18 protein-coding genes are annotated in these 20,962 nt (G+C 58.2%); 11 read left to right on the forward strand and 7 right to left on the reverse strand.

What is annotated here, in order from left to right; all coding sequences use genetic code 11:
* Positions 1 to 283 precede the first annotated feature (283 nt).
* The 5 genes from HAD_RS11415 to HAD_RS18600 all read left to right on the forward strand — a co-directional run bounded on the left by HAD_RS11415 (position 284) and on the right by HAD_RS18600 (position 7,132).
* Positions 284 to 1,579 carry an outer membrane beta-barrel protein gene (locus HAD_RS11415; RefSeq protein ID WP_035571130.1) on the forward strand — a complete coding sequence of 432 codons (1,296 nt, stop codon included), beginning with the start codon at positions 284 to 286 and terminating at the stop codon, positions 1,577 to 1,579.
* 54 nt (positions 1,580 to 1,633) lie between these two features.
* The gene (locus HAD_RS11420) at positions 1,634 to 4,027 is read left to right on the forward strand and encodes a GumC family protein (protein ID WP_156942236.1); all 2,394 of its coding nucleotides are present in this window, start codon (positions 1,634 to 1,636) and stop codon (positions 4,025 to 4,027) included.
* Positions 4,028 to 4,050: 23 nt separating this feature from the next.
* Positions 4,051 to 5,253 (forward strand): glycosyltransferase family protein, encoded by a 1,203-nt coding sequence (locus HAD_RS11425; protein WP_156942237.1) that lies wholly within the window; start codon positions 4,051 to 4,053, stop codon positions 5,251 to 5,253.
* A complete protein-coding gene (locus HAD_RS11430) occupies positions 5,250 to 6,554 on the forward strand; it encodes an O-antigen ligase family protein (protein ID WP_035571132.1) in 1,305 nt (434 codons plus the stop codon). The genes HAD_RS11425 and HAD_RS11430 overlap by 4 nt, the downstream gene beginning before the upstream one ends.
* A gap of 365 nt (positions 6,555 to 6,919) precedes the next feature.
* Complete coding sequence (locus HAD_RS18600; RefSeq protein WP_156942238.1) at positions 6,920 to 7,132, forward strand: hypothetical protein; 213 nt, start codon at positions 6,920 to 6,922, stop codon at positions 7,130 to 7,132.
* Positions 7,133 to 7,220: 88 nt separating this feature from the next.
* On the opposite strand, the gene HAD_RS11435 is transcribed toward HAD_RS18600, so the two are convergent.
* The 4 genes from HAD_RS11435 to HAD_RS11450 form a co-directional block, all read right to left on the reverse strand.
* Positions 7,221 to 7,808 carry a sugar transferase gene (locus HAD_RS11435; protein WP_156942239.1) on the reverse strand — a complete coding sequence of 196 codons (588 nt, stop codon included), beginning with the start codon at positions 7,806 to 7,808 and terminating at the stop codon, positions 7,221 to 7,223.
* A 470-nt stretch (positions 7,809 to 8,278) separates the two neighbouring features.
* Positions 8,279 to 8,869, reverse strand: coding sequence for a polysaccharide biosynthesis/export family protein (locus HAD_RS11440; protein ID WP_035571134.1), 591 nt, complete (start codon positions 8,867 to 8,869; stop codon positions 8,279 to 8,281).
* Positions 8,870 to 8,927: 58 nt separating this feature from the next.
* On the reverse strand, positions 8,928 to 9,836 hold the full coding sequence (locus tag HAD_RS11445; protein ID WP_051596175.1) for a metallophosphoesterase family protein: 909 nt from the start codon (positions 9,834 to 9,836) through the stop codon (positions 8,928 to 8,930).
* 74 nt (positions 9,837 to 9,910) lie between these two features.
* Entirely contained in the window at positions 9,911 to 10,924 is a 1,014-nt protein-coding gene (locus tag HAD_RS11450; protein ID WP_035572168.1) for a glycosyltransferase family 2 protein, read from the reverse strand.
* Between the two features lie 164 nt (positions 10,925 to 11,088).
* Here HAD_RS11450 and HAD_RS11455 point away from each other — a divergent pair, with 164 nt between their 5' ends.
* The 4 genes from HAD_RS11455 to HAD_RS11470 all read left to right on the forward strand — a co-directional run bounded on the left by HAD_RS11455 (position 11,089) and on the right by HAD_RS11470 (position 15,566).
* Entirely contained in the window at positions 11,089 to 11,379 is a 291-nt protein-coding gene (locus HAD_RS11455) for a putative quinol monooxygenase (RefSeq protein WP_035571136.1), read from the forward strand.
* 9 nt (positions 11,380 to 11,388) lie between these two features.
* Positions 11,389 to 12,612, forward strand: coding sequence for an acyl-CoA dehydrogenase family protein (locus HAD_RS11460; RefSeq protein ID WP_035571138.1), 1,224 nt, complete (start codon positions 11,389 to 11,391; stop codon positions 12,610 to 12,612).
* A gap of 9 nt (positions 12,613 to 12,621) precedes the next feature.
* Positions 12,622 to 14,076: an MFS transporter gene (locus HAD_RS11465; protein ID WP_035571140.1), complete on the forward strand. Its 1,455-nt coding sequence runs from the start codon at positions 12,622 to 12,624 to the stop codon at positions 14,074 to 14,076.
* A gap of 68 nt (positions 14,077 to 14,144) precedes the next feature.
* Positions 14,145 to 15,566 carry a Do family serine endopeptidase gene (locus HAD_RS11470; RefSeq protein WP_241765346.1) on the forward strand — a complete coding sequence of 474 codons (1,422 nt, stop codon included), beginning with the start codon at positions 14,145 to 14,147 and terminating at the stop codon, positions 15,564 to 15,566.
* A 9-nt stretch (positions 15,567 to 15,575) separates the two neighbouring features.
* On the opposite strand, the gene HAD_RS11475 is transcribed toward HAD_RS11470, so the two are convergent.
* Both HAD_RS11475 and HAD_RS11480 read right to left on the reverse strand, forming a co-directional pair.
* Complete coding sequence (locus HAD_RS11475; RefSeq protein WP_035571144.1) at positions 15,576 to 16,829, reverse strand: cytochrome P450; 1,254 nt, start codon at positions 16,827 to 16,829, stop codon at positions 15,576 to 15,578.
* A 73-nt stretch (positions 16,830 to 16,902) separates the two neighbouring features.
* Positions 16,903 to 17,745 carry a TauD/TfdA dioxygenase family protein gene (locus tag HAD_RS11480; RefSeq protein ID WP_035571146.1) on the reverse strand — a complete coding sequence of 281 codons (843 nt, stop codon included), beginning with the start codon at positions 17,743 to 17,745 and terminating at the stop codon, positions 16,903 to 16,905.
* Between the two features lie 59 nt (positions 17,746 to 17,804).
* Between HAD_RS11480 and HAD_RS11485 the strand changes: the two genes are divergently transcribed.
* Together HAD_RS11485 and HAD_RS11490 are read left to right on the forward strand one after the other, a co-directional pair.
* Positions 17,805 to 19,109 (forward strand): replication-associated recombination protein A, encoded by a 1,305-nt coding sequence (locus HAD_RS11485; RefSeq protein ID WP_035571147.1) that lies wholly within the window; start codon positions 17,805 to 17,807, stop codon positions 19,107 to 19,109.
* Between the two features lie 2 nt (positions 19,110 to 19,111).
* A complete protein-coding gene (locus HAD_RS11490; RefSeq protein ID WP_035571148.1) occupies positions 19,112 to 19,843 on the forward strand; it encodes an RluA family pseudouridine synthase in 732 nt (243 codons plus the stop codon).
* Here the strand turns inward: HAD_RS11490 and HAD_RS11495 are convergent.
* Complete coding sequence (locus HAD_RS11495) at positions 19,828 to 20,832, reverse strand: NAD-dependent epimerase/dehydratase family protein (RefSeq protein ID WP_035571149.1); 1,005 nt, start codon at positions 20,830 to 20,832, stop codon at positions 19,828 to 19,830. The two genes, HAD_RS11490 and HAD_RS11495, sit on opposite strands and share 16 nt — an antisense overlap.
* Positions 20,833 to 20,962: the final 130 nt, after the last annotated feature.

Below are 20,962 nucleotides of genomic sequence, written 5' to 3' on the forward strand. Positions count from 1 at the left end.
AACCTTTGCCGTGGGCAAGTTTCTCCGGGCGCGGCCCGTTTGAAAAGACGCTGTGCGCCGAAGATAAGGTTAATTTTATGAGTTTGAGGAGCCACCGCTTGAAATGGTACGCGCAACAGGGGAGGTTGGCTTGAAAACTCGCCGTAGCGGCTAGTTCTCGTGTATTTAAAGGTTAACAACCTCCTGAAAGCTTGCAGGTCGATGGTATGACACTTGCAAAACGATTGAGGTAAATGACGGCCTGTACGGTTATTCGGCGCGTTTGTGAGGGAACACAGAAAAAATGAACCACGTTAAAAGACTTTGCCTTCTCACGGTTGCCGGTGGCAGCCTCATCGCCGGGACTGCCGTGGCGCAAGGGCAGGGCGCCGACAATTATTATAGCCGAAACAAGTACGAAGCCGTGAAGGATCGCCGCCAGCCGGCATATGATCCTGAGCCTATCCGTTTGGGCACGTTCCTCGTGGATGCCACGGGTCTCGTCGGCGCGACCTATAATTCGAACGTTTACGCCCAGAACAACAACGAAGAGTCCGACGTGATTGTCCGTATCGGCGGCGAAGTTGCCGGCCGCACGAACTGGAATGTTCACCAGATCGGTTTCGACGTTTCTGCCTACCAGAATGAATATCTCGATCTGTCCGACGAATCTGCGCCGACGCTTCATGCGGGCCTGCGCGGCCGGTTGGACGTCACCCGCGAAGTTTCGCTGGGCGCGCGCGTCTACGCCGACAAGGCTGTGGAACAGCGATACGAGCCTGCCGGTCTTGGCGGGCTGGAGAAGCCGATCGAATATACGATCGCTGGCGCGGAAGTGAACGCCGATTACATCAATGACCGGTTCCGCTGGAACAACGCCGTGGGTGTGACGGACTATGACTACAAGGATGGCCGCATTATCGGGACTGGCGCGCCTGCCGACCAGGATTTCCGTGATCGCGAAAATACCTACGCCCGCTCGCGTCTGTCCTATGCCGTATCGCCCGACCTGGCTGTCTACACCCAGGGCACGGTGCATGACGAATCCTACAATTCCCCGCAGATCATCGGCGGGCTGCCGCGCTATCGCGATTCCAAGGGGTATACCGTTGCTGCGGGGGTAGACTTCGAGCTTCAGACCCTGATCCGGGGTGATGTCGCGATCGGATACCTCAATGAGGACAAACAGGACGATTATTTTGCCGACGTGGACGGCCTGTCTCTCGACGCACGTATTCAATGGTTCCCGTCGCGCCTGACGACGCTCACTTTCACGGGTAGCCGCCGTGTCGCAGACACGGGTGTCTTCACATCGCCAAGTGCGCTGGCGACCACCTATCGCGCTGAAGTCGACCATGAACTTCGCCGGAACCTGATCCTGTCCGCTCATGCCGGGTTCACCGACTATGATTATCAGGAGATCGATCGGACCGACAATATGTCCAACATCGGTGTGGCGGCGAAATACAAGATGAACAAACGCATTCATATCGATGCCTTCGCGCGTCATCTGTCCTGGGATTCCAGCGGGGCGGATGTGGCGTTCGTGCCATCTTACGGAATCGATCTGATCGGCGTGGAACTTCGCTTCCATCCTTAAGCAAGAGCGGACCTGTCCGTATCTCCTGCTCACTCTAATTTTCGGTGTGGTGTTTTGACCAAGAGTTTCAGCTTCGAACTACCTTCCCAGATGACCGGCCACGATACGCCGTCCGGTGAGGAAACATCTTTTGACCTGAAATCTCTGATCGGCATGGTCTATCGCCGGTTCTGGCTGATTGTGACCGGTTTTCTGGTCGTCTTTCTGGCCGTGGCTTACATCACCTTCACGGCGACACCCGTCTACAAGGCGTCGACCACGATCCAGCTGGGCACGAATCAGGAAAATGTCATCGACCTTGGCAGCGTGCTCGGCGGCATTGTCGCCAATACCGCTGCAATCGATACTGAGGTGATGGTCATCAGCTCCAAATCCCTTCTGACGAAGGTGGCGGAGCGCCAGAAGCTGATTGAGGACCCGGAATTCAACTGGACCCTCGTGGAACGGAAGCCGGGCCTGATCGACGGACTGGTCAACCCGATCAAGAAAAGCCTCGGCATGCGGACGGAGCGGGTCGACCCTTATGCCGGCCTCAGCGCAGAAGAGCGTGAAGCGGCCATCATGGAGTCGGTTGTCGAAGCGCTCACCAACCGCGTCAGCGTTTCCCGCGTCGGCACAACTTACCTGCTGACAGTGACAGTGATGTCCACGTCACCAGAGACTTCGGCACGCCTGGCGAATGCCGTTGCGGACCAATACCGCGTGCAACAGCTGGATACCAAGCTGGATGCAACCCGCCGCGCAACGGAATGGCTGGGTGAGCGCGTTTCGGGCCTGCGGGACGAGGTGGCGGAGAAGGAGAACCGCGTTGAAGTCTATCGTGCGCAGAATGGTCTCGACACCGCGATGGGCACGACGCTGGCCGAGCAGAAGATTGCCGACCTGACCAAACAGAAGACCCAACTGGATTTCGACCTGAGCCAGGCCCGCGCGCGTTACGAGAATATGCGCCGCCAGATCGATTCCGGTACAGGGATCGACGGCATCAGCGAAGTACTTGATTCTCCACTGATTTCTCGTCTGAAGGAACAGCTTTCCGTCCTGCGTGGCCGGGTGGCGGAACTCGAAACGAAGCTCGGTCCTCAGCACCCGGAACTGATTGGTGCGCGGAACGAAGTCCGCGATGTTGAGCGCCAGATGAAGGCAGAGGTGAACCGGATCGCCGATAATCTCGAAAGCGAGGTTAAGGCGAAACGGGACCAGGTCAACGCGATCCAGGCTCGCATCAACCAGGCCAACGGCCAGCTGCGCGATAACTCCATCGCAAGCGTGCGTCTTCGCGAGCTCGAGCGTGACGCTGAAACCAGCCGGGTGCTCTACGAAGAATTCATCGCGCGTTCGAAGGAAACCAGCGTTCAGGACGATCTTGTCCAGGCGGACGCCGTCATCCTCTCCGCTGCCTCAGTGCCAAACCGGCCGGCTGCGCCGAAGAAGAAGCTTAACCTGCTGATCGGCGCTGTCCTCGGCGCGGCAATCGGTGCTGCGATGGCAATCATCGCAGAGATGTTCGATGCCAAGATCAGTTCGACTGAAGACATTGAGCGGAAGCTTGGCGTGTCGTCGATCGGGTCCGTCCCGTTGATCCGCGCGTCGAGCCTGTTCGGTCTCGGCCAGACGAACCCTGCCGATTACCTGGTGGAAAATCCCTTATCAGCTTACGCCGAAAGTGTGCGTTACCTACGCGCGGCGATTGCTTTCTCGGATCTCGACAGCGAGACCAAGACCGTAGCGATCACATCGTCCCTGCCGGATGAAGGCAAAACCAGCCTGACGCTCAGCCTTGGCCGCATGTCTGCGATGTCCGGTTCGCGCACGATTGTCATCGACGGTGATTTCCGCCGCCGGCAGCTGACCGAAGCGGCAGGCATGTCGCCGGAGATCGGCTTCATTGAACACCTGTTCGGTGCGGGTCAGCTTTCAGACGCGATCCAGAAGGACAGCAAGACCATGCTGGACATCCTGCCGCTGTCCCAGTCCGGCCATACGCCGCACGACGTGTTTGGCACGCGCGCCTTTGATGACCTGCTGTCGCGCCTGCGTTCGATGTATGACCTGATCCTGATCGACACCGGTCCGCTGCTGCTGATGGCGGAAGCCCGCGTCGTGGCTGGCAAGGTCGACAAGACGATCCTGATGGTGCGCTGGCGTCATTCCACCCGCGCGGCCGTCAAGCAGTCGCTGAACCTGCTGCGGTCCTTCAACGCGGACGTGCTTGGCGCGACGCTGAACATGGTGGATCTGAACCGCCGCCGGCACCACCGCGATCCGGGCGCCAGCTACAAGGCTTACCGCAAGTACTACCAGATGGAGAGCAAGAAGTCGGTGTTCGGTTTCGACCTCAATGGTGGCAAGCGGAAGAAAGGCGGCAAGGGGCCAGTGGCCATGCAGACACCGCCAGAGCACGCCAAAAGCACGGTCGAAGAAGAAGTCCCTGTGGGCTTTGAATAGTCGGCACGAAGCGGGACGGATCCATGTCAGGAGATGCGCGGATCGCGAAACCATCCATGGAACGCGAGGCCGTCAAAGGCTTGCGGGCCTGGCGTATTGCCTATTTCGGCCATGACGCAGGTGATGCTGCCATCCGCCGCCGTGTGCGCGCTTTTGAAGACGATGGGGCGGCCGTCACGGGATTCATGATGCGCCGCGGCGATGCCCAGACAACAGAGTGGAAGAATATCGACCTTGGCCGTACGGCGGACGGAGCTTTCCTCCAGCGGATCCGGCAGGTTTTTTCCGGCGCGGCGACCGCTGCCATGCAGCATGAAGAACTGGCGTCGGCAGATGTCATTGTCGCCCGCAATCTCGACATGCTCGCTTGCGCGTTCCTGGCCAAGCGCAAGGCGAAGCTTGATACGCCGGTGATCTACGAGTCTCTGGACGTCCACCGGCTGTTGTGCCGGCAAGACCTGATCGGCAAGGCGCTGCGTTGGCTGGAAGGCCGCCTGCTGCGCAGGACAAAGGGCCTGATCGTCAGTTCACCGGCCTTCCTGGAAAATCATTTCGAGCGATACTATCCGGATCAATACCGGGCCTTCCTTGTGGAAAACCGCTTGGCGGCAGGGGCGGAGTACGGGCCGCGGCCGGTTCCGGAAATGCCGGAGGCAGATCGGCCGTTGCGCCTTGGATGGGTCGGTGTCCTGAGGTGCCAGCGTTCGTTCGATCTGCTGTGCGATCTGGCGGACCGGTTTCCCGATACGCTGGAAGTGCATCTTCATGGTGTGCCGGCGCGCACGGAAATTCCCGTGTTCGAGCCGGAAGTCTCAAAACATCCGAATATGATCTATCATGGTCGCTACAAGTCACCTGAAGATCTGTCGGAGCTCTATGGTCATCTCGACATGGTCTGGGCGGGTGACTTCATGGAGGCTGGTTTCAATTCGGTATGGCTGTTGCCGAACCGGATTTATGAAGGCGGTTATTACTGCGTTCCCGCCATCGCCCCCGCTGAGACCCAGACAGCCGCATGGATCAGCAGCCGTCAGGGTGGCTTCAGCATTCAAGAGCCGTTGAACGAGACCCTGCCTGCATTGATCGCGGGCCTCATTGAAAACCGCGCGCCACTCCTTGCTTGCGCCCGCGCATTGGCTGAGTGTCCGGAACAGGATTTCGTCCAGCCAGCGGGCATGCTGTCTGGCGTCGTGGAGTCCGTGCTGGAAGGGAGTGACGCATCATGAATGTCATGTCCCGCAAGATGAAGGTGACGGAAGACACGACGCTCGTCTGGGCGAAGGTCTTCTCGGAAGACAAAAGCGCACCAATCTGGTTCCAGGGCATCGTCACTGCCTGGTTCTTTGCGACCTATATCGATTTCCCGGCGGTGACGGCAGTTCGTTACCTGCTTGTGCTGGCCTTGCTTGGCGTGCTCGCGATGAAAAGCGCCATTGTGCTGCCGAATGTGGTGCGCAGCTGGCCGCTGTTTGCCATGCCGGTCTTCGCCTTGTCTTCCATTCTCTGGTCTCCGTATCCGTCCGAGGCATTGAAGCAGGGGGTGTACTTCATTCTCACCCCACTCTTCATCATCACGATCATATCCGTTCTGGACGCACGGCGGGCTATGCGGTGCCTGATGTTTGCAGGCTGGATCACGTCTTTCATGGTGCTCGCGAAGTTCTCGTCAATCGATTCCGGTGGGCCATACCCGTCCAAGAACTATGTCGCGCTTCAGATGAACTTCATGATGCTGCTCTCAGTGGCAGCAGCCCTGAACAAGAATGAGCTGACCTGGATCCGCCTGGCAGCCCTGCCGTTCATCCCGATGGGCATTCTCTTTGTGGTCGCGGCAAATTCGGCAACCAACCTGGTTCTGGGTGGGGTTGGTATCATGGGCCTTGTCGCGCTTCGTATTCTCTGGGTGGACATGGGCCGCGTGAAGAATGCGCGTAGCCTCCTGTTCCTGGGAGGCATCGTTCTGATTTTCTCAATTCTGACGGTTGCGCTCGCCATGCCGGGTGAAGACTTTGTCGGCGATGTGCTGCAGGCGCTGGGCAAGGACGGGACGCTCAGCGGCCGTACGGCAATCTGGTCTGCGGGCCGCGTTGTGCAGGAACAGCATCCGATTTTCGGCACTGGGCTTTCCGGTTTCTGGCAGCCCGACAACGGCGCGGCGCAGTCCATCAACTATTATGACTTCAAGCCGTACGGCACGATTTTGACCTTCCACAACTCCTACATGGAGGTGCGGGTGCATCTCGGTTACATCGGGTGGGCCCTCTATGTGGCCACATGGGTCTGGCAGGGTCAGCGGGCGATCCGGAACTGGATGGTTTCCCACGATCTCGAAGCGTCGGCGCTCTTGATGCTCCTCCTGCTCGTCTTCGTCACCACCTTCACGGAGTCGACGCCCTGGGGCGTCTTCAACACGCCGGTCAATATCATGTTGCTAGCCTCGACCGCAGCGTTCAGTTCCAATCGCCGGAAATTCGAGGGTTATGTCCCGGTGAAGGTTAGTGAAACACAGGTCCACTCGGCGCGATGAACCGGGGCGCGGGGCCTGTGGCCTGTGGCTGCTCTTCCAAATGCGCTTGATTGGGCAAATTCCGACACATTTTCACCACGTTTCGGCGCGTCTGCCGACGGCGGTTGTGAGCAGGCATCGATGACCGGCCCAAGGCGTGGGCGACATCTTCGACGCAAATACAATGCATTGGCGTATCCTGGCGCGTGTGAAGGGCTGCCTGAAGGGTAACGGCCGTGGCGGCAGATGACATTTCTGTCGGCCACAGCAGCAGCCCGCCGGAAACACATTGCTGACACGGCGCGGAACCAAAATTGATCCGATGCATATAGACTTCATCGGGCATTTAACACGCCCTTAAGAGTTAGATGAGTTGATGTGGCTTGATGAGCAACGCCACTTCATCCGTGTCAGGGAGCAGACCTGTGGTCGATATTGCCAATGCCACCATTGCGCATCGCGGCTGGGATGCCGGCATCCATGCCGAGCAGGAATCCTATGACAAATGGCCCGTTTGGGCACGCCTCCTGATCATCGTAGGTCTCAGCGCCTTGCTGTGGGCTGGGATTATCAGCGCTGTCGTTGCGCTTTTCGGCTGAACAAAACGAAGCCCTTTGATACAAAAAAGCCCCGGTGACATCACCGGGGCTTTTTGTTGTTGGGATCAGTGCCTGGGGCGCGGCAATCTCAGCGGGCGCCTCGCGACAACAGGACTGCCGGTACAGTGCGCAGCATAATCATGAAGTCGCCAGTGAAGGTGCGCGTGCGGGTGTATTTCACGTCCAGCTGTACCCGCTCTTCATAAGTGGTGTTGCTGCGGCCTTCGACCTGCCACAGGCCGGTCAGGCCCGGGCGGACAGCGCAATAGTCGCGATAGAACTCACCATACTTGGCGATTTCGTTTTCGACGATCGGGCGTGGACCGACCAGGGACATGTCGCCGCGCAGGATATTCCACAACTGCGGCAGTTCATCGATGGAGGTCTTGCGGATGAAATGTCCCAGCGGAGTGATGCGCGGGTCATTTACGAACTTCTGCGTTTCTTCCCATTCCGCGCGGGCGGCGGGGTTCGTTGCCAGGATCTCCTGCAGGCGCTCATCAGCGTTTGCGACCATGGAGCGGAGCTTATAGCACTTGAAGGTGCGTCCGTTCTGTCCGTAGCGCTTTTGGGCGTAGACGGCCCGGCCGCCATCCTGAAGCCGGATGAGGATACCCACGACAAGAAGAAGCGGGAAAACAAAGACCAGCGCGATGCTCGCGATGACGATGTCCATAATACGTTTGGCATTCGTATTGGCCTCATTCTCCCTGCGATCAAGTCGCGTGGAAGAGTATGCGGCCGTTTCCGCATGCCGTGATTGATTTGATAGTCTCAGACCCATAACTGTCCCCGGAACTCTACCGCATGGCATAAGAAATCTTCCCGGAATTCCTTACGCCCAAGCCAACAACCGTTAACTTTGAGAGCAAGGAAACCTTTATTTCATTTGGGGACGTTTGCAATCTGTATACCGGGATTTGACCGAATATTTGGGGTGTTTTCTCGAAATTCGCCTGCTAGGCGAAGTATTTTTCAAGTAATCGGGGTCGCATGGGCATTTATTAACCACAAAACCTCGTTTTGAGGTGTTTCGGCGGTTTCGCCTGTGCCAGGACAGGTCACTTACGTGCCATTTCGAAACGAAAAAAAAGCGGCAGAGCCGTTGGCCCTGCCGCTTTGATTCGGGTGTGGTTATCAGGCAGATCAGAAGCGACGTTCCTTAATGCGAATCGTGTCGCCTGGCTGGACGATGGTCGAAGTTGTTAACTCAATTGCCTGCTCTTCGTTCGAGTCCACGCTTTTGATGTACACGACGTTTTTCTTTGCGCGGTAAGTCCATCCGCCCGCAGCCGCGACCGCATTCACGACAGTGAGACCAGAGTTGTATGGGTATTCCCCAGGCCGGTTCACTTCGCCAAGAATATAATAGGGGCGGTAGTTGATGACTTCAGCACTGACGCGTGGGTTCAGGACATAGTCGCCTTCCAGCATCTCCACGATACGGTTTTCAAGCTGCGGTGTCGTGAGGCCCAGGGCTTCGACCTGGCCGATCAATGGCATGGATATGGAGCCCGTCCCGTCCACTTCGAATTGGCCGGAGAGGTCGGGCTGGCCGAATACTGTAATACGGAGTTGGTCTCCGTTGCCGAGAGCATAGGCGCCGACGGTCTCTTGTTGCACCACTCGCTCCGCAGAAGCGGAGTTTGGCACGGAAGGGACCGTGGATTCACAGGCAGCAACAAACAGAAGCAGGCTGCCCAGAATGGTTGTGACGAGAGGGCGCAGAAAATTCATCGTCTCTTTTCTCCCAGATTTGGTGATCCTGCTACGTAGCAAGACCTATTCCAGAGTTTCAGGTTGAGAGGAAGGAAACTTCATCCCGGAAAAGTCGAACAGCTGAAAGTTTTCCGCTGATGAACGCACCGGTATCAAGGCCGATCCGTCGATCGTCGCGAAACACCCCATCGGTCGGGGTATGCCCATGTACGACGACTTGGGGGAACTGTTCCTCAGCGTCCAGGAATTCCTCACGAATCCACAGCATGTCCCGCACCGTCTGATTCTCAAGCGATTCACCCGGACGCAGGCCGGCATGAACGAAAAGGTAGTCGCCGGTTACATAGTAATGCTGGAGGTTCTGATAGAACTTCAAATGCTGCTCGGGCAGGCGGTTCCGGAAATCTGTCCAGACCTTGTCCCAGGCACGCTTGTAGGCGTCCATGGCTTCATGGGACTGCATCGCCGCCCGCGCGTTTTGCGGTGGCTGAAGACCATAGGAATAGAGCGTTTCAGCGCCGCCATAGCGCACCCATTGTTTTCCGAAATTGACGTCGTTCAGAAAACGCAGGAGCGCTTCCTCGTGGTTGCCCATCAGGAAGACCCGTTCAAACGCTTGCATGCGATCGCTCAGCATGAACTCGATCACGTCTTTGGATTGCAGGCCGCGATCAATATAATCCCCAAGAAAAACAAGGACTCGCTTGGTTCCTTCCGGCAAGGACTTTGAATCTTCGTCAATTTGCTCGACGAGCTTCATGAGCAGGTCGCAGCGGCCATGAACGTCGCCAATCGCATAGACGCACTGGCCTTCTGGCGCACGGGACTGACGTGTTACCTCTGCTGGCGGTTCCTCCTGCACCGGCACGTCCGCTTCGGGAGTGGAAAGGCCAATGCCCCGGCGGATTCGCGCACGCAAAGACGTTGCTGATCGGGTCAGGTTACTGATCCGCTGCAGGAAGCTTTGCCGGGTTTGGTCGGTCATTTTACTCATCTGGGTGCAAGTATTAACGATTACTTATAGCGCTTTCTGGTCTGAAACCAATCGGTGCGGGAAAATCAGGGCTTTGATCCACTTAGCGCTTCCTTGAGGAAGCCAGCCGCCCAGCTCATGTGCATGGTGCCTGAAATCAGGCCCGCAAGAAGGCCGCAAGACGACCGTTTCCAGACGGCGACGGCAACCGAAGCGGCAGCGAGCACGCCGATATAGCCAGCCGGCAAGATTAGGGCCGGCAGGAAAACGGACGATCCGATCAGTCCGCCGGTGCTGGCCAGAAGGGCGAATATTGGCAGGGCCTGGCGGATCTTGAGCCTCTGGCGGTGCTTTCGCACATTGCGCGCGCGGCCTTTGCCATAATTGAAGTACTGTTTTGCCAGCCGGCGCACCGATCCGCGCGGGATGTAACGGATGCGGATATCGGCATCGAGATAGATTTTTCCGCCCGCCTGCGCCACGCGTTCATCATATTCGGCGTCTTCATTGTGAGAGAAGGTCTCATCGTAACCGCCAACCTGACGGTACATTTCAATGTTGAAGCCAGCATGGTGCCCATGGTCGACATAGCCAGACGTTTTCCCGCCGCGATGCACAGAGCCGCCAGAGCCGAGCGGCGTGTCGACGATCCAGGCGTTTGCACGTTCGAAGCATGTGTCTCCGACAGCATCCATCGGGATGACCACCGAGGCGGCGCCGGTCGACTGAAGTGTCCTGGCGACTGAAAGAATGAAGCCCGCAGGGTAAATGGAATGCGCGTCGCAGCGCACGACATAGCGCGTCCCGGGGGTGCTTGTATTCGAGACGGCCAGGTTCAGGGCGGCAGCTTGCAGCTGCTTCGGATTGTGAATGAGCCGCAGGTTGGGGAATTCGGATTTCAGGCGTTCGACGATCTCAACCGTGTTGTCGGAGCTCCCGCCATCGGCAACAACCAGCGGCACGTCACCAAGCTGGGCATCTCCAGCCATCAATGAACGGATGCATGTTTCAATATGGCGCTCTTCGTTAAGCGTTGGAATGACAGCCAGAATCGAGTCCGGCGCCAGTTCCGGCGCGTCGTTTCTATCGATTTGAGCCATTGCATGCGCACCCATGGCGACCTCTGGTGTTTGTTTTCTCCTGAGAGGGGAGCAAGTTCCATTCCACACAGACGCACGGACTGCATCCCGGGCATCCCTAACGTCAATCTTGCCGCGCGGGCCGAACCTCATATGGTGGGGCAAAACAGGAGGAATTGCGAAAAATGATTGGCGTTGTGGCAAAACTGACGATCCAGGCAGACAAAGAGTCCGAGTTCGAGCAAGTCGGCAAGGACCTGATGGCCAAGGTCAAGGCAAATGAACCTGGCTGTCTGACCTACCAGCTCTACAAGTCGAAAAAAGACGCGAATGTTTACATCTTCATGGAGCAATACGCTTCGGAAGAGGCATTCAAGGCGCACGGTCAGAGTGATTATTTCAAAGCGGCAGGACCTGCGATCGGCGCCTGCCTGGCGGGTGCTCCGGAGATTCAGTACTTCGATATCGTGGAATAGGGGCGCGTCATGGATCTCGCCTTCACACCGGAGGACCGCGCGTTCCAGCAAGAGGTGCGCGACTGGATCGCTGAAAACTATACTCCGGACCTGCGTGCAAAAAGTGCCGCGTCCAAGAATGGTTACCTCGACAAGGAGGGCCAGGTCGCCTGGCAGAAGAAGCTTTACGATAGGGGCTGGGTCGCGCCGAACTGGCCTGTGGAGTATGGCGGTCCCGGCCTGTCCGCGTCTGAACGCTATATCCTGAACATGGAACTTTCTTCGGCCGGAACGCCGCCGGTCAGCCCGATGGGCATTTCCATGGTCGCACCGGTGTTGATGGCGTTTGGCTCGGACGAGCAGAAGAAGAAATACCTGCCGCCGATCCTCCGGTCTGATGTCTGGTGGTGCCAGGGGTACTCCGAGCCGGGCGCAGGTTCCGACCTTGCATCCCTCCAGATGAGCGCCGTGCGCGACGGCGATGATTATGTGCTCAATGGATCGAAGATCTGGACGACCCACGCGCAGTGGGCCGACATGATCTTCTGCCTGGTGCGTACTTCCAGAGAAGGCAAGCACCAGGAAGGTATCAGTTTCATCGTCTTCCCGATGACTTTGCCGGGCATCAAGATTTCCCCTCTGCCGACGCTCGACGGACCAGCCGAAGGCGGGCAGGAGATCAATCAGGTTTTCTTCGAAGACGTTCGTGTGCCGATTGCCGAAGCACTCGTTGGCGAAGAGAACAAGGGGTGGACCTACGCGAAATACCTACTCCAGTTCGAGCGAGGAAACGCCTATGCTCCGGGCCTGCGGGCCATGCTCAACAAGGCGCGCAAGATCGCGAGTGTCGAAGAAACGGGCGGTGATGCCCTGATCCGCGACCATGACTTCGCCCGCAAACTGGCGCAGCTGGAGATCAAGATCGACAGTCTGGACGCGACGGAACAGCGGATTTTCTCTGCCCTTGCGGCCGGACAGGCCGTCGGACCGGAAAGTTCCATGCTCAAATGCGCAGGCTCCGAGACGCAGCAGGCGATCACGGAATTGGTGATCGAGGCTGCAGGGACCTATGGCGCGCCATTTGTACGGGACAATTTCGCGATCGCCCGCGAGGGTGCGAACGCCGATCTGCCGTTTCCGTCTTACTCGGTCAGCGCTGTGCCCAGTTATTTCAACTATCGGAAAACCTCCATCTACGCCGGCTCCAACGAGATCCAGCGTAACATCATGGCCAAGATGGTCCTGGGGCTCTGACGGTTGGCGATGACGGACGTTGTCCCAGCAAAGACCTCCGGGCCAAGCCTGCCAACCCGGCTAGCCTTCGGGTTTGGCGGGGCGGCTGAGGGGATCAAGAACAACGGGTTCGAATACTTCCTGCTGTTCTTCTACAGCCAGATTCTGGGCGTTCCCGCGGCGATGGTTTTCCTCGCCCTGATGATCGCCCTGGTCGTAGACGCAATGTCCGATCCCATCGTCGGGTACTGGTCCGACAATATCCGGACTCGTATCGGCCGGCGGCATCCCTTTATGTATGCGGCCCTCCTGCCGGTTGGACTGACGTATTATCTCGCCTGGAACCCGCCTGAAGGCTTGTCGACAAACGGCTTGTTCCTCTGGCTTCTGGTTCTGACAATCAGTGTGCGGCTTTCTTTTACCATGTATGAGGTGCCGAGTACGGCGCTGGTTCCGGAACTTACGCCGGACTATGACGCCCGCACCAGCCTGATGTCGTACCGCTACTTCTTCGCTTGGATCGGTGGTCTTTCCATCCAGATTTTCCTGCTCTTCTTCCTGTTGAAGCCAAGCGAACAGAACCCGTCCGGCTATTTCCATATTCCGGGGTGGCACCTCTACGGTCAGGTCGCGGCCGGTGTCATTCTGCTGGCCGCAGCCGTGTCGACGTTCGGCACGCATGCGCGCATCCCCCATCTGAAGGCGCCGCCAGCGCAGCGTAATCTGACTCTCGGCAAGGTTTTTTCGGAAATCTTCGAGACGATTTCGAACCCCTCCTTCAGGGCTTTGTTCCTCGCGACCCTGTTCGGTCTGCTGGCCTCCGGTGTGTCTGCCTCGCTGAATCAGTACATCAATGGCTACTTCTGGGGCTTCACGACGACCCAGACGGCGGGCCTGACGGTGGCTGTCTACATCTCTGCGGTACTGGCCCTGATCATTGCGCCGATCGCGGGCCGGATGTTCGGGAAGAAGCGTGCCGCCCTCGCGATCGGCGTCCTGGCGTTTACGATTGCACCGGCACCGGTCTTTGCGCGCCTGATGGGGCTGATGCCGCCGAATGGCACGGACGCGCTGTACAATATTGTGCTGACCGTCACGATCTTTGATCTTGCGCTCATCATCGCCACGCAAATGCTGATGGGTTCGATGGTCGCTGACATTGTCGAGGACAGTGAGGTTCAGACGGGCCGGCGCTCAGAAGGCATCTTCTATGCGGGCATCAGCTTCATCCGGAAGCTCGCGCAGGCCTCCGGTGTGTTTGTGGCAACTATGGTTCTGACCTTTGCCGGCATACAGGAGGGCGCTCAGCCAGATAAGGTCACCGACAGTTCGCTGACGTCGCTGGGCTGGGGATATGCGGTGACGCTGCTGGCCGCGTGGACGCTGATGATGTTCTGCGTTGGCTTCTACCGCATCAGCCGTGAAAGCCACGCAGCCAACCTTGTGGCGCTTGCGGAGCGTGAGGGTAAAGGACCAACTCACTGAAAACTCTCTCAGAATTGTCATGTTAGAAGGAATTGCGTCCCCATTGGTGCCGCAATAGAGCCATAGACATGATGCACGCTCTTCGCATGACAAAACATGTTTCAAAGTTCCTGGCGGTGGCTGGGCTTTGTGTGGTGGCACTTCTGGTGCTGGCGGTTTCCCCTTTGATGGCGCATGCTCAGCGATTGCCGGAGACGCGATCCGAGATAGAGCTGACTTTTGCGCCCCTGGTGAAGGAAGTCTCACCGGCAGTGGTGAACGTCTACACGCAGAAAACCGTCAAGACGGGCATCACGCCGATGGAGATGCTTCTTTACGGTCGCGCTGCGCCGCAAAGCCGCGTGCAGAACTCGTTGGGGTCTGGTGTGGTCGTCCGCGACGATGGCGTGATCGTCACCAACAACCATGTTGTGGAAGACGCTGACTCTTTCCGTGTCGTGCTGAGCGACCGCCGGGAATACCCTGCGGAGCTTGTGCTGAATGACGAGCGGACAGACCTTGCCGTCCTCAAGATCGATACCGGCGGGGACAAGTTGCCGGTCCTCCACTACGCCGACACGCGTGAGGCGCAGGTGGGAGACCTGGTCATGGCCATTGGTAATCCGTTCGGCGTCGGCCAGACCGTCACCAGCGGCATTATCTCTGCGACGGCGCGGACAGATGTCGGCATTTCCGACTACTCGTTTTTCATCCAGACGGATGCGGCCGTTAATCCCGGAAATTCGGGCGGGGCGCTCGTGAACATGAGAGGCGAACTCGTCGGCGTGAACACGGCGATCTTTTCTCGCGGTGGCGGATCAAACGGGATCGGCTTCGCCATTCCGTCGGAGATGGTGAAGCGTGTTGTCGACGCAGCGATGAATGAAGGCACGTTCGTGCGTCCATGGCTGGGGCTGGCAGCGCAGTCGGTCAGCTTCGACATGGCCAAGGCTCAAGGCCTTTCGCGTCCGATTGGTGTCATGGTCACAGAAGTTTACAATGACGGCCCGGCAGACAAGGCGGGCCTGCGCCGAGGTGATCTCGTCACCGCCATCGATGGCCGCGAGGTTTTCGATGAGAAGGGCCTGAAATTCCTCGCCGCCATCCGCAACCCGGGTGAAAAGGCGCAGCTGAACGTTTTACGCGGTGGCAAAAATCGGGTGATCGGCGTGACAGTCGCGCCGCCGCCGGGGGCGACAGAAGCCGATATCGTGCTGCTGGAAGGGCAGGACGTGTTCAACGGCGCGCGCGTTGTCGAGCTTTCGCCGCGCCTGGCCGAGGAGAACGGTCTGGACCCGTTCCAGAAGGGCTCTGGCATCTATGTGTATTCGGTTGCGCGGCGTTCGGTTGCCCGCAACTATTTCCGCCCGGGCGACATTATCCGTTCCGTGAACGGCAAGCAGACCAAGACGGTGAAAGACCTGGAAACCGTGCTGGGGGATTCCGACCGGAGCTGGGATATCGAACTGGACCGCAACGGGCGGACTATCCGGGGGAAAGTCCGCCTTTAAGGCTGCGGCCTATTTCGGGTGAACGATGACGGGCACGTCTTCGTAACCGAGCACGAAGTTCGACAAGACGCGCTTCGGTTCGCCAACCAATTCGATATGGTCGAAGCGGTTGAGAATCTCTTCCCAGAGAATCCGCAATTGCATCTCGGCAACGCGGTTGCCCATGCAGCGATGAATGCCAAACCCGAATGACAGGTGGCGACGCGCATTCGGACGATCAATCAGGAACTCGTCGGCCCGCTCGATCACCGTGTCATCGCGATTTCCGGACGCGTACCACATGACGACCCGGTCTCCGGCGCGGATCTTGTGGCCTTTGAAGTCCACGTCTTCCAGTGCGGTCCGGCGCATATGGGCCAGTGGCGTCTGATAGCGGATGATCTCCGATACCATGTTCGGGATCAGGGACGGGTCAGCTTTCAGCTTGGCATACTCCGCCGGGTTGTTGTTGAGATGTACGACCCCACCGGAAATGGAGTTTCGCGTTGTGTCGTTGCCGCCAACGATCAGGAGCATCAGATTGCCCATCAACTCCATGGGATTGTTGATCATGTCTTTGGTTTTCGGATCATGAGCAAACAGTGAAATGAAGTCGAACTTGCGTGGTTCGCTGGCCCGCTGCTGCCAGAGACGCATGAAGTATTCAAGGCACTTCATGAGTTCCTGTTTTCGATGTTCCATGTCCACGGCAATGCCGACGGTTTCGGATGTCGTCGTGACGTCCGACCAGTAAGGCAGCAGGTGACGATCTTCGAACGGGAAGTCGAACAGGGTCGCCAGCATCTGCGTCGTCAGCTCTTTCGAGACATGCTCGACCCAGTTGATGCGTTCTCCGACCGGGACGTCATCCAGTATGTTGCAAACGCGCTGGCGAATGAGGGATTCGATGTCGGAGAGCTGACTCGGCGCGACGGCCGGCTGGACCGCTTTGCGCTGCACGTCATGGATTGGCGGATCCTGCGCGATGAACATCGGCGTGTCGAAATCATCCGGCGTGTCTCCGATCACGATGCTCTTCTGCGATGAGAACTGCAGGTGATTTGAATCGACCGCGATGATGTCGTCATAGCGAGTGATCGACCAGTAGGGGCCGAACATGCTCTCCGGACAGTAATGGACCGGGGCCTCTTCCCGCAGTCTGCGGAAATACGCTCCCTGTTTGTTTTGCTGGAATATTTCAGCTCTTGAAACGTCAAATGTGTCCAGGGGGAGGCTCCACGGATCGGGAACTTCCACGTCTATCGACTGCGCTGTGTCGGCCATATTTTCCTCCCTTGCAGGCTTATTCGCCTGTCTGGGGACGAGCGTACGTCCGAATGCGTCAGGTGCAAAGTTTTTACGCGGCCCCTATTGTTGTGCGGTGCAGCAGGCGATCGTGCCCGGCATAGCCGCCGGTCGCCATATGCAGCAGGCAGCGATTGTCCCACATCAGCAGCATGTCGGGCTCCCATTCGTGCCGATATTGAAACTCCGGCCGGGTTTGCCAGCGATAGAGATCCGTCACCAGGTCCCAGCCTTCTTCCTGTTCCATCCCGGCAATTCCGACGATGTAACCGGCGCAACCGAATATGGATTTCCGGCCTGTTTCTGGATGGACGCGAATGATGTCGTGGCGTTCCGTGGCCTCGGCATCCGCAGACGGGCGGATGTCCATGCTGCGTCCCTTGGCCTTGTCATCTTCTCCATACATGCCCACCGGGGAGTAGGCATTCCGCGCCGAATGGATGGCGTGGCGCCCTTCAATTCGGCTGCGCAGATCCTCCGGCATTTGTTCCAGTGCCAAATACTGGTTGGCGAAAAGCGTATCGCCCCCGCTGGGTGGAATGGTGATGCCGAACAGGCAGGTGCCGGCGGGCGGACGCTTCTGAAAGCTCCAGTCGGTGTGCCAGCTCTCGGCAAAAATCGGCGCGGTCTCGTCAGCCGCGCGTTTCACGGCAATGATGTGCGGATGTCCCTCGATCGGGGCAATGAACGGGTCATCCCCAAACGGTCCGAAGTATTGCGTAAATCGCTCCAGGTCCGAATCGGTCATCTTCTGATCCGGAAAAGACAGGACCTGGTGGTCCAGCCAGGCCTTCCGGATGTCAGCAATCGTTTCTTTGTCGAGCGGACGGGTCAGGTCCACGCCGCGCACCGTTGCGCCGCAGGCCTGCCCGGATGGTGTGATCTCCAGGCTCATATGCGTTTCCTCCAGTGCCTACCTTACCACGGCGCACCAGCTCGCCTAGAACACGGGTTATGAGCGATCTATTCGAATCTGCCGGCATGTCGGAAGGCGCACCGCGCCCGCTTGCGGACCGGCTGCGCCCGCAGAAGCTGACAGAGGTCGTTGGGCAGGACCACCTGGTCGGTCCGGAGGGCACGCTCACGCGCATGCTGCAGGCGAAACGCCTGTCCTCCATCATTTTCTGGGGCCCGCCCGGGGTCGGCAAGACGACCATTGCCCGATTGCTGGCGCAGGAAACCGATCTCGAATTCGAAGCGATCAGCGCGATCTTCTCCGGCGTGAAAGACTTGCGCGCGGCTTTCGATCGGGCGGAAGGCCGCCGGAAAGTGGGGAAAGGTACGCTCCTTTTCGTCGATGAGATCCACCGCTTCAACAAGGCGCAGCAAGACGGCTTCCTGCCATTCGTTGAAAGCGGTGTCGTCACGCTGGTTGGTGCCACAACCGAAAATCCCAGCTTTGAGATTAATGGCGCGCTCCTTTCACGCTGCCAGGTGCTGGTGCTGAAGCGGTTGGAAGACTCCGCGCTGATGGAGTTGGTACGCAGGGCGGAAGCATTGGAAGGGCGCTCTTTACCGGTTGCGGAGGAGGCCGTGGCGCCAATCCTCGCAATGGCGGATGGGGACGGGCGGTACCTCCTGAATATTGTCGAGCAGATTTATTCGCTTGCCGGACCGAAGGCAGTGCTTAGCCTGCCGCAAGTGACGTCCGGTCTGCAAAAGCGCGCGCCAGCCTACGACAAGACCGGTGACGGCCACTACAACCTTATTTCCGCGCTCCATAAATCGGTACGCGGATCAGACCCCGACGCTGCGCTGTACTGGTTCGCCCGAATGGTCGATGGCGGGGAAGACCCGCTCTATCTGGCCCGTCGCCTGGTTCGGATGGCCAGTGAGGATATTGGACTCGCTGACCCGACGGCCTTGATGGTGGCAAGCGAAGCGGCCCGGGCTTACGAGCGTATGGGCTCTCCTGAGGGAGAGTTGGCGCTTGCGCATGCTGTTATCCATCTGGCGACGGCACCGAAATCCAACGCAGCATATGTCGCATGGAAAGCGGCACTCAGTTCAGCGCGGGAGACGGGTAGCCTGATCCCTCCAAAACACATTTTGAATGCGCCGACAAAGATGATGAAAGATCAGGGCTACGGTGACGGTTACGCCTATGATCACGATACGGCAGAAGGTGTATCGGGGCAGAACTATTTTCCCGATGGCATGGCGCGGCAAGTATTCTACCAGCCAAAGGGGCAGGGGCGAGAGAAGTCGATCGCCGAACGTCTGGCGTGGATCGCAAAGATCCGCGAACAAAAAGGCTGAGCATGACGCGAAACCGTCCGGTACCGGAAGTCAGTGGCGAGGACGCAAATTTCGTGCGTGGTCTTGTCATTCATGAAGACAACCAGGTGATTGTGTTCAACAAGCCCTCCGGCCTGGCTGTGCAGGGTGGAGGCGGTATTGCCCGGTCTTTGGATGGCTTGCTGGCTGTCTTCGCCAAGTCGAACGGGAAGCGTCCACGGTTGGTCCACCGGTTGGATCAGGGGACATCCGGCGTGATCATTACGGCGCGGACTCAGCCCGCCGCGGCGTTCCTGTCGGAGGAGTTTGCCTCACGCCGTGCAAAGAAAACCTATCTTGCCCTTGTTCATGGTGCATTGCCCGACGCCGATACAGGGGTGCTGGAGATGCCGCTTGTGAAAGTTGAGGAAGCCGGACGTCCGCGCATGATCTCGGCGAAACCCGGTCGCAAAGGCGCGCAGGCCGCAACAACAGGTTGGCGGATCCTCGCCCGCAATCGTGACGCTGCGCTGATTGAAGCCCGCCCTGAAACCGGCCGCATGCATCAGATCCGTGCACACTTTTCCATTGCGGGCATGCCTATTCTTGGGGATCGGCTTTACGGCACCGGTGTGGAAGGTGCCCCTCGGCTGATGCTTCACGCGGCGCGGCTCGTCATCCGGAATCCGGATGGGGAGACGAAAAGTTTTGAGGTGCCTGTGCCGGAAGACTTCAGCTTGCTTGCCGGAAAGCTCGGGCTTCAGTCTGGCTTGTAATAGGTGCGATACCAGTCAACGAATGCCTGAATACCGGCTTTAACATCCGTGGTCGGAGTATATCCTGTCAAGGCCTGAAGCAAACTCACGTCGGCATAGGTTTGCTTCACGTCGCCGGGCTGCATGTCGAGCATGTTCTTGATCGCCGTTTTGCCAATCGCGCTTTCGATGGCTTCGATATAATCCATCAGGCGAACCGGAGCGGCGTGGCCGATGTTGACCAGGCGGTACGGGGCGACCGGGCTGAGAGAGTCGTTCTCGGTAACGGGCTGACCCGCGACAGGTGGCGTATCCATCAATCGGCGGATCGCTTCGACCAAATCGTCGATATAGGTGAAATCGCGCATCAAGTCGCCATGGTTGTAGACATCAATTGGCTGGTTCTTGAAGATCCGGTCGGTGAAAAGGAAGAAGGCCATGTCCGGCCTGCCCCATGGACCGTATACGCTGAAGAACCGGAGCAGGGTCGTTGGCGTGCCGTACAGGTGAGAGTGGCTGTGTGCGATCAACTCGCTCGACAGTTTGGTTGCGGCGTAGATGGTAAGCGGGTGGGGCGCGGGGGCGGTTTCCTGAAATGGAAACTTCTGATTTGCGCCGTAGGCAGATGAGGTTGATGCCAGAACAAGGTGCTTGGTGCCGTGGAGCCGCGCGAGCTCAATCACATTGAAAGAGCCGACTATGTTTGACGCGATGTATTCCCGTGGATGATCCAGGCTGTAGCGAACGCCGGCCTGGGCGGCGAGGTGTACGACGATGTCCGGAGTGCTTTCCTGAAAGGCGGCCGTCATCGCCTCCTCATCTTCGACCTTCACCTCGTGCATGCGGAAGTTTTCGTATGCATCCAGCCGTTTCACACGATTCCGTTTCAGCATGACATCGTAATAGGGCGAGAAACAATCGACCCCTGTTACCTCGTGTCCTTCCTTGACGAGGCGGAGGGAAAGTTCATTGCCAATAAAACCGGCTGCGCCAGTAACGAGGATCTTCATGCTCATGCCCTGTATTTAAATCCCGGGCTATATGATCGCAGCCGTCCGTACAAGCACTGCGCACTGTAATAAAGAAAGGCCTTCCGGTTGTCCGAAAGGCCTTTCCTGTCGGGTTTTGGTCAGGCAGATG

Origin of the sequence: Hyphomonas adhaerens MHS-3, assembly GCF_000685235.1 — a bacterium.
Classification (GTDB): Bacteria; Pseudomonadota; Alphaproteobacteria; order Caulobacterales; family Hyphomonadaceae; genus Hyphomonas; species Hyphomonas adhaerens.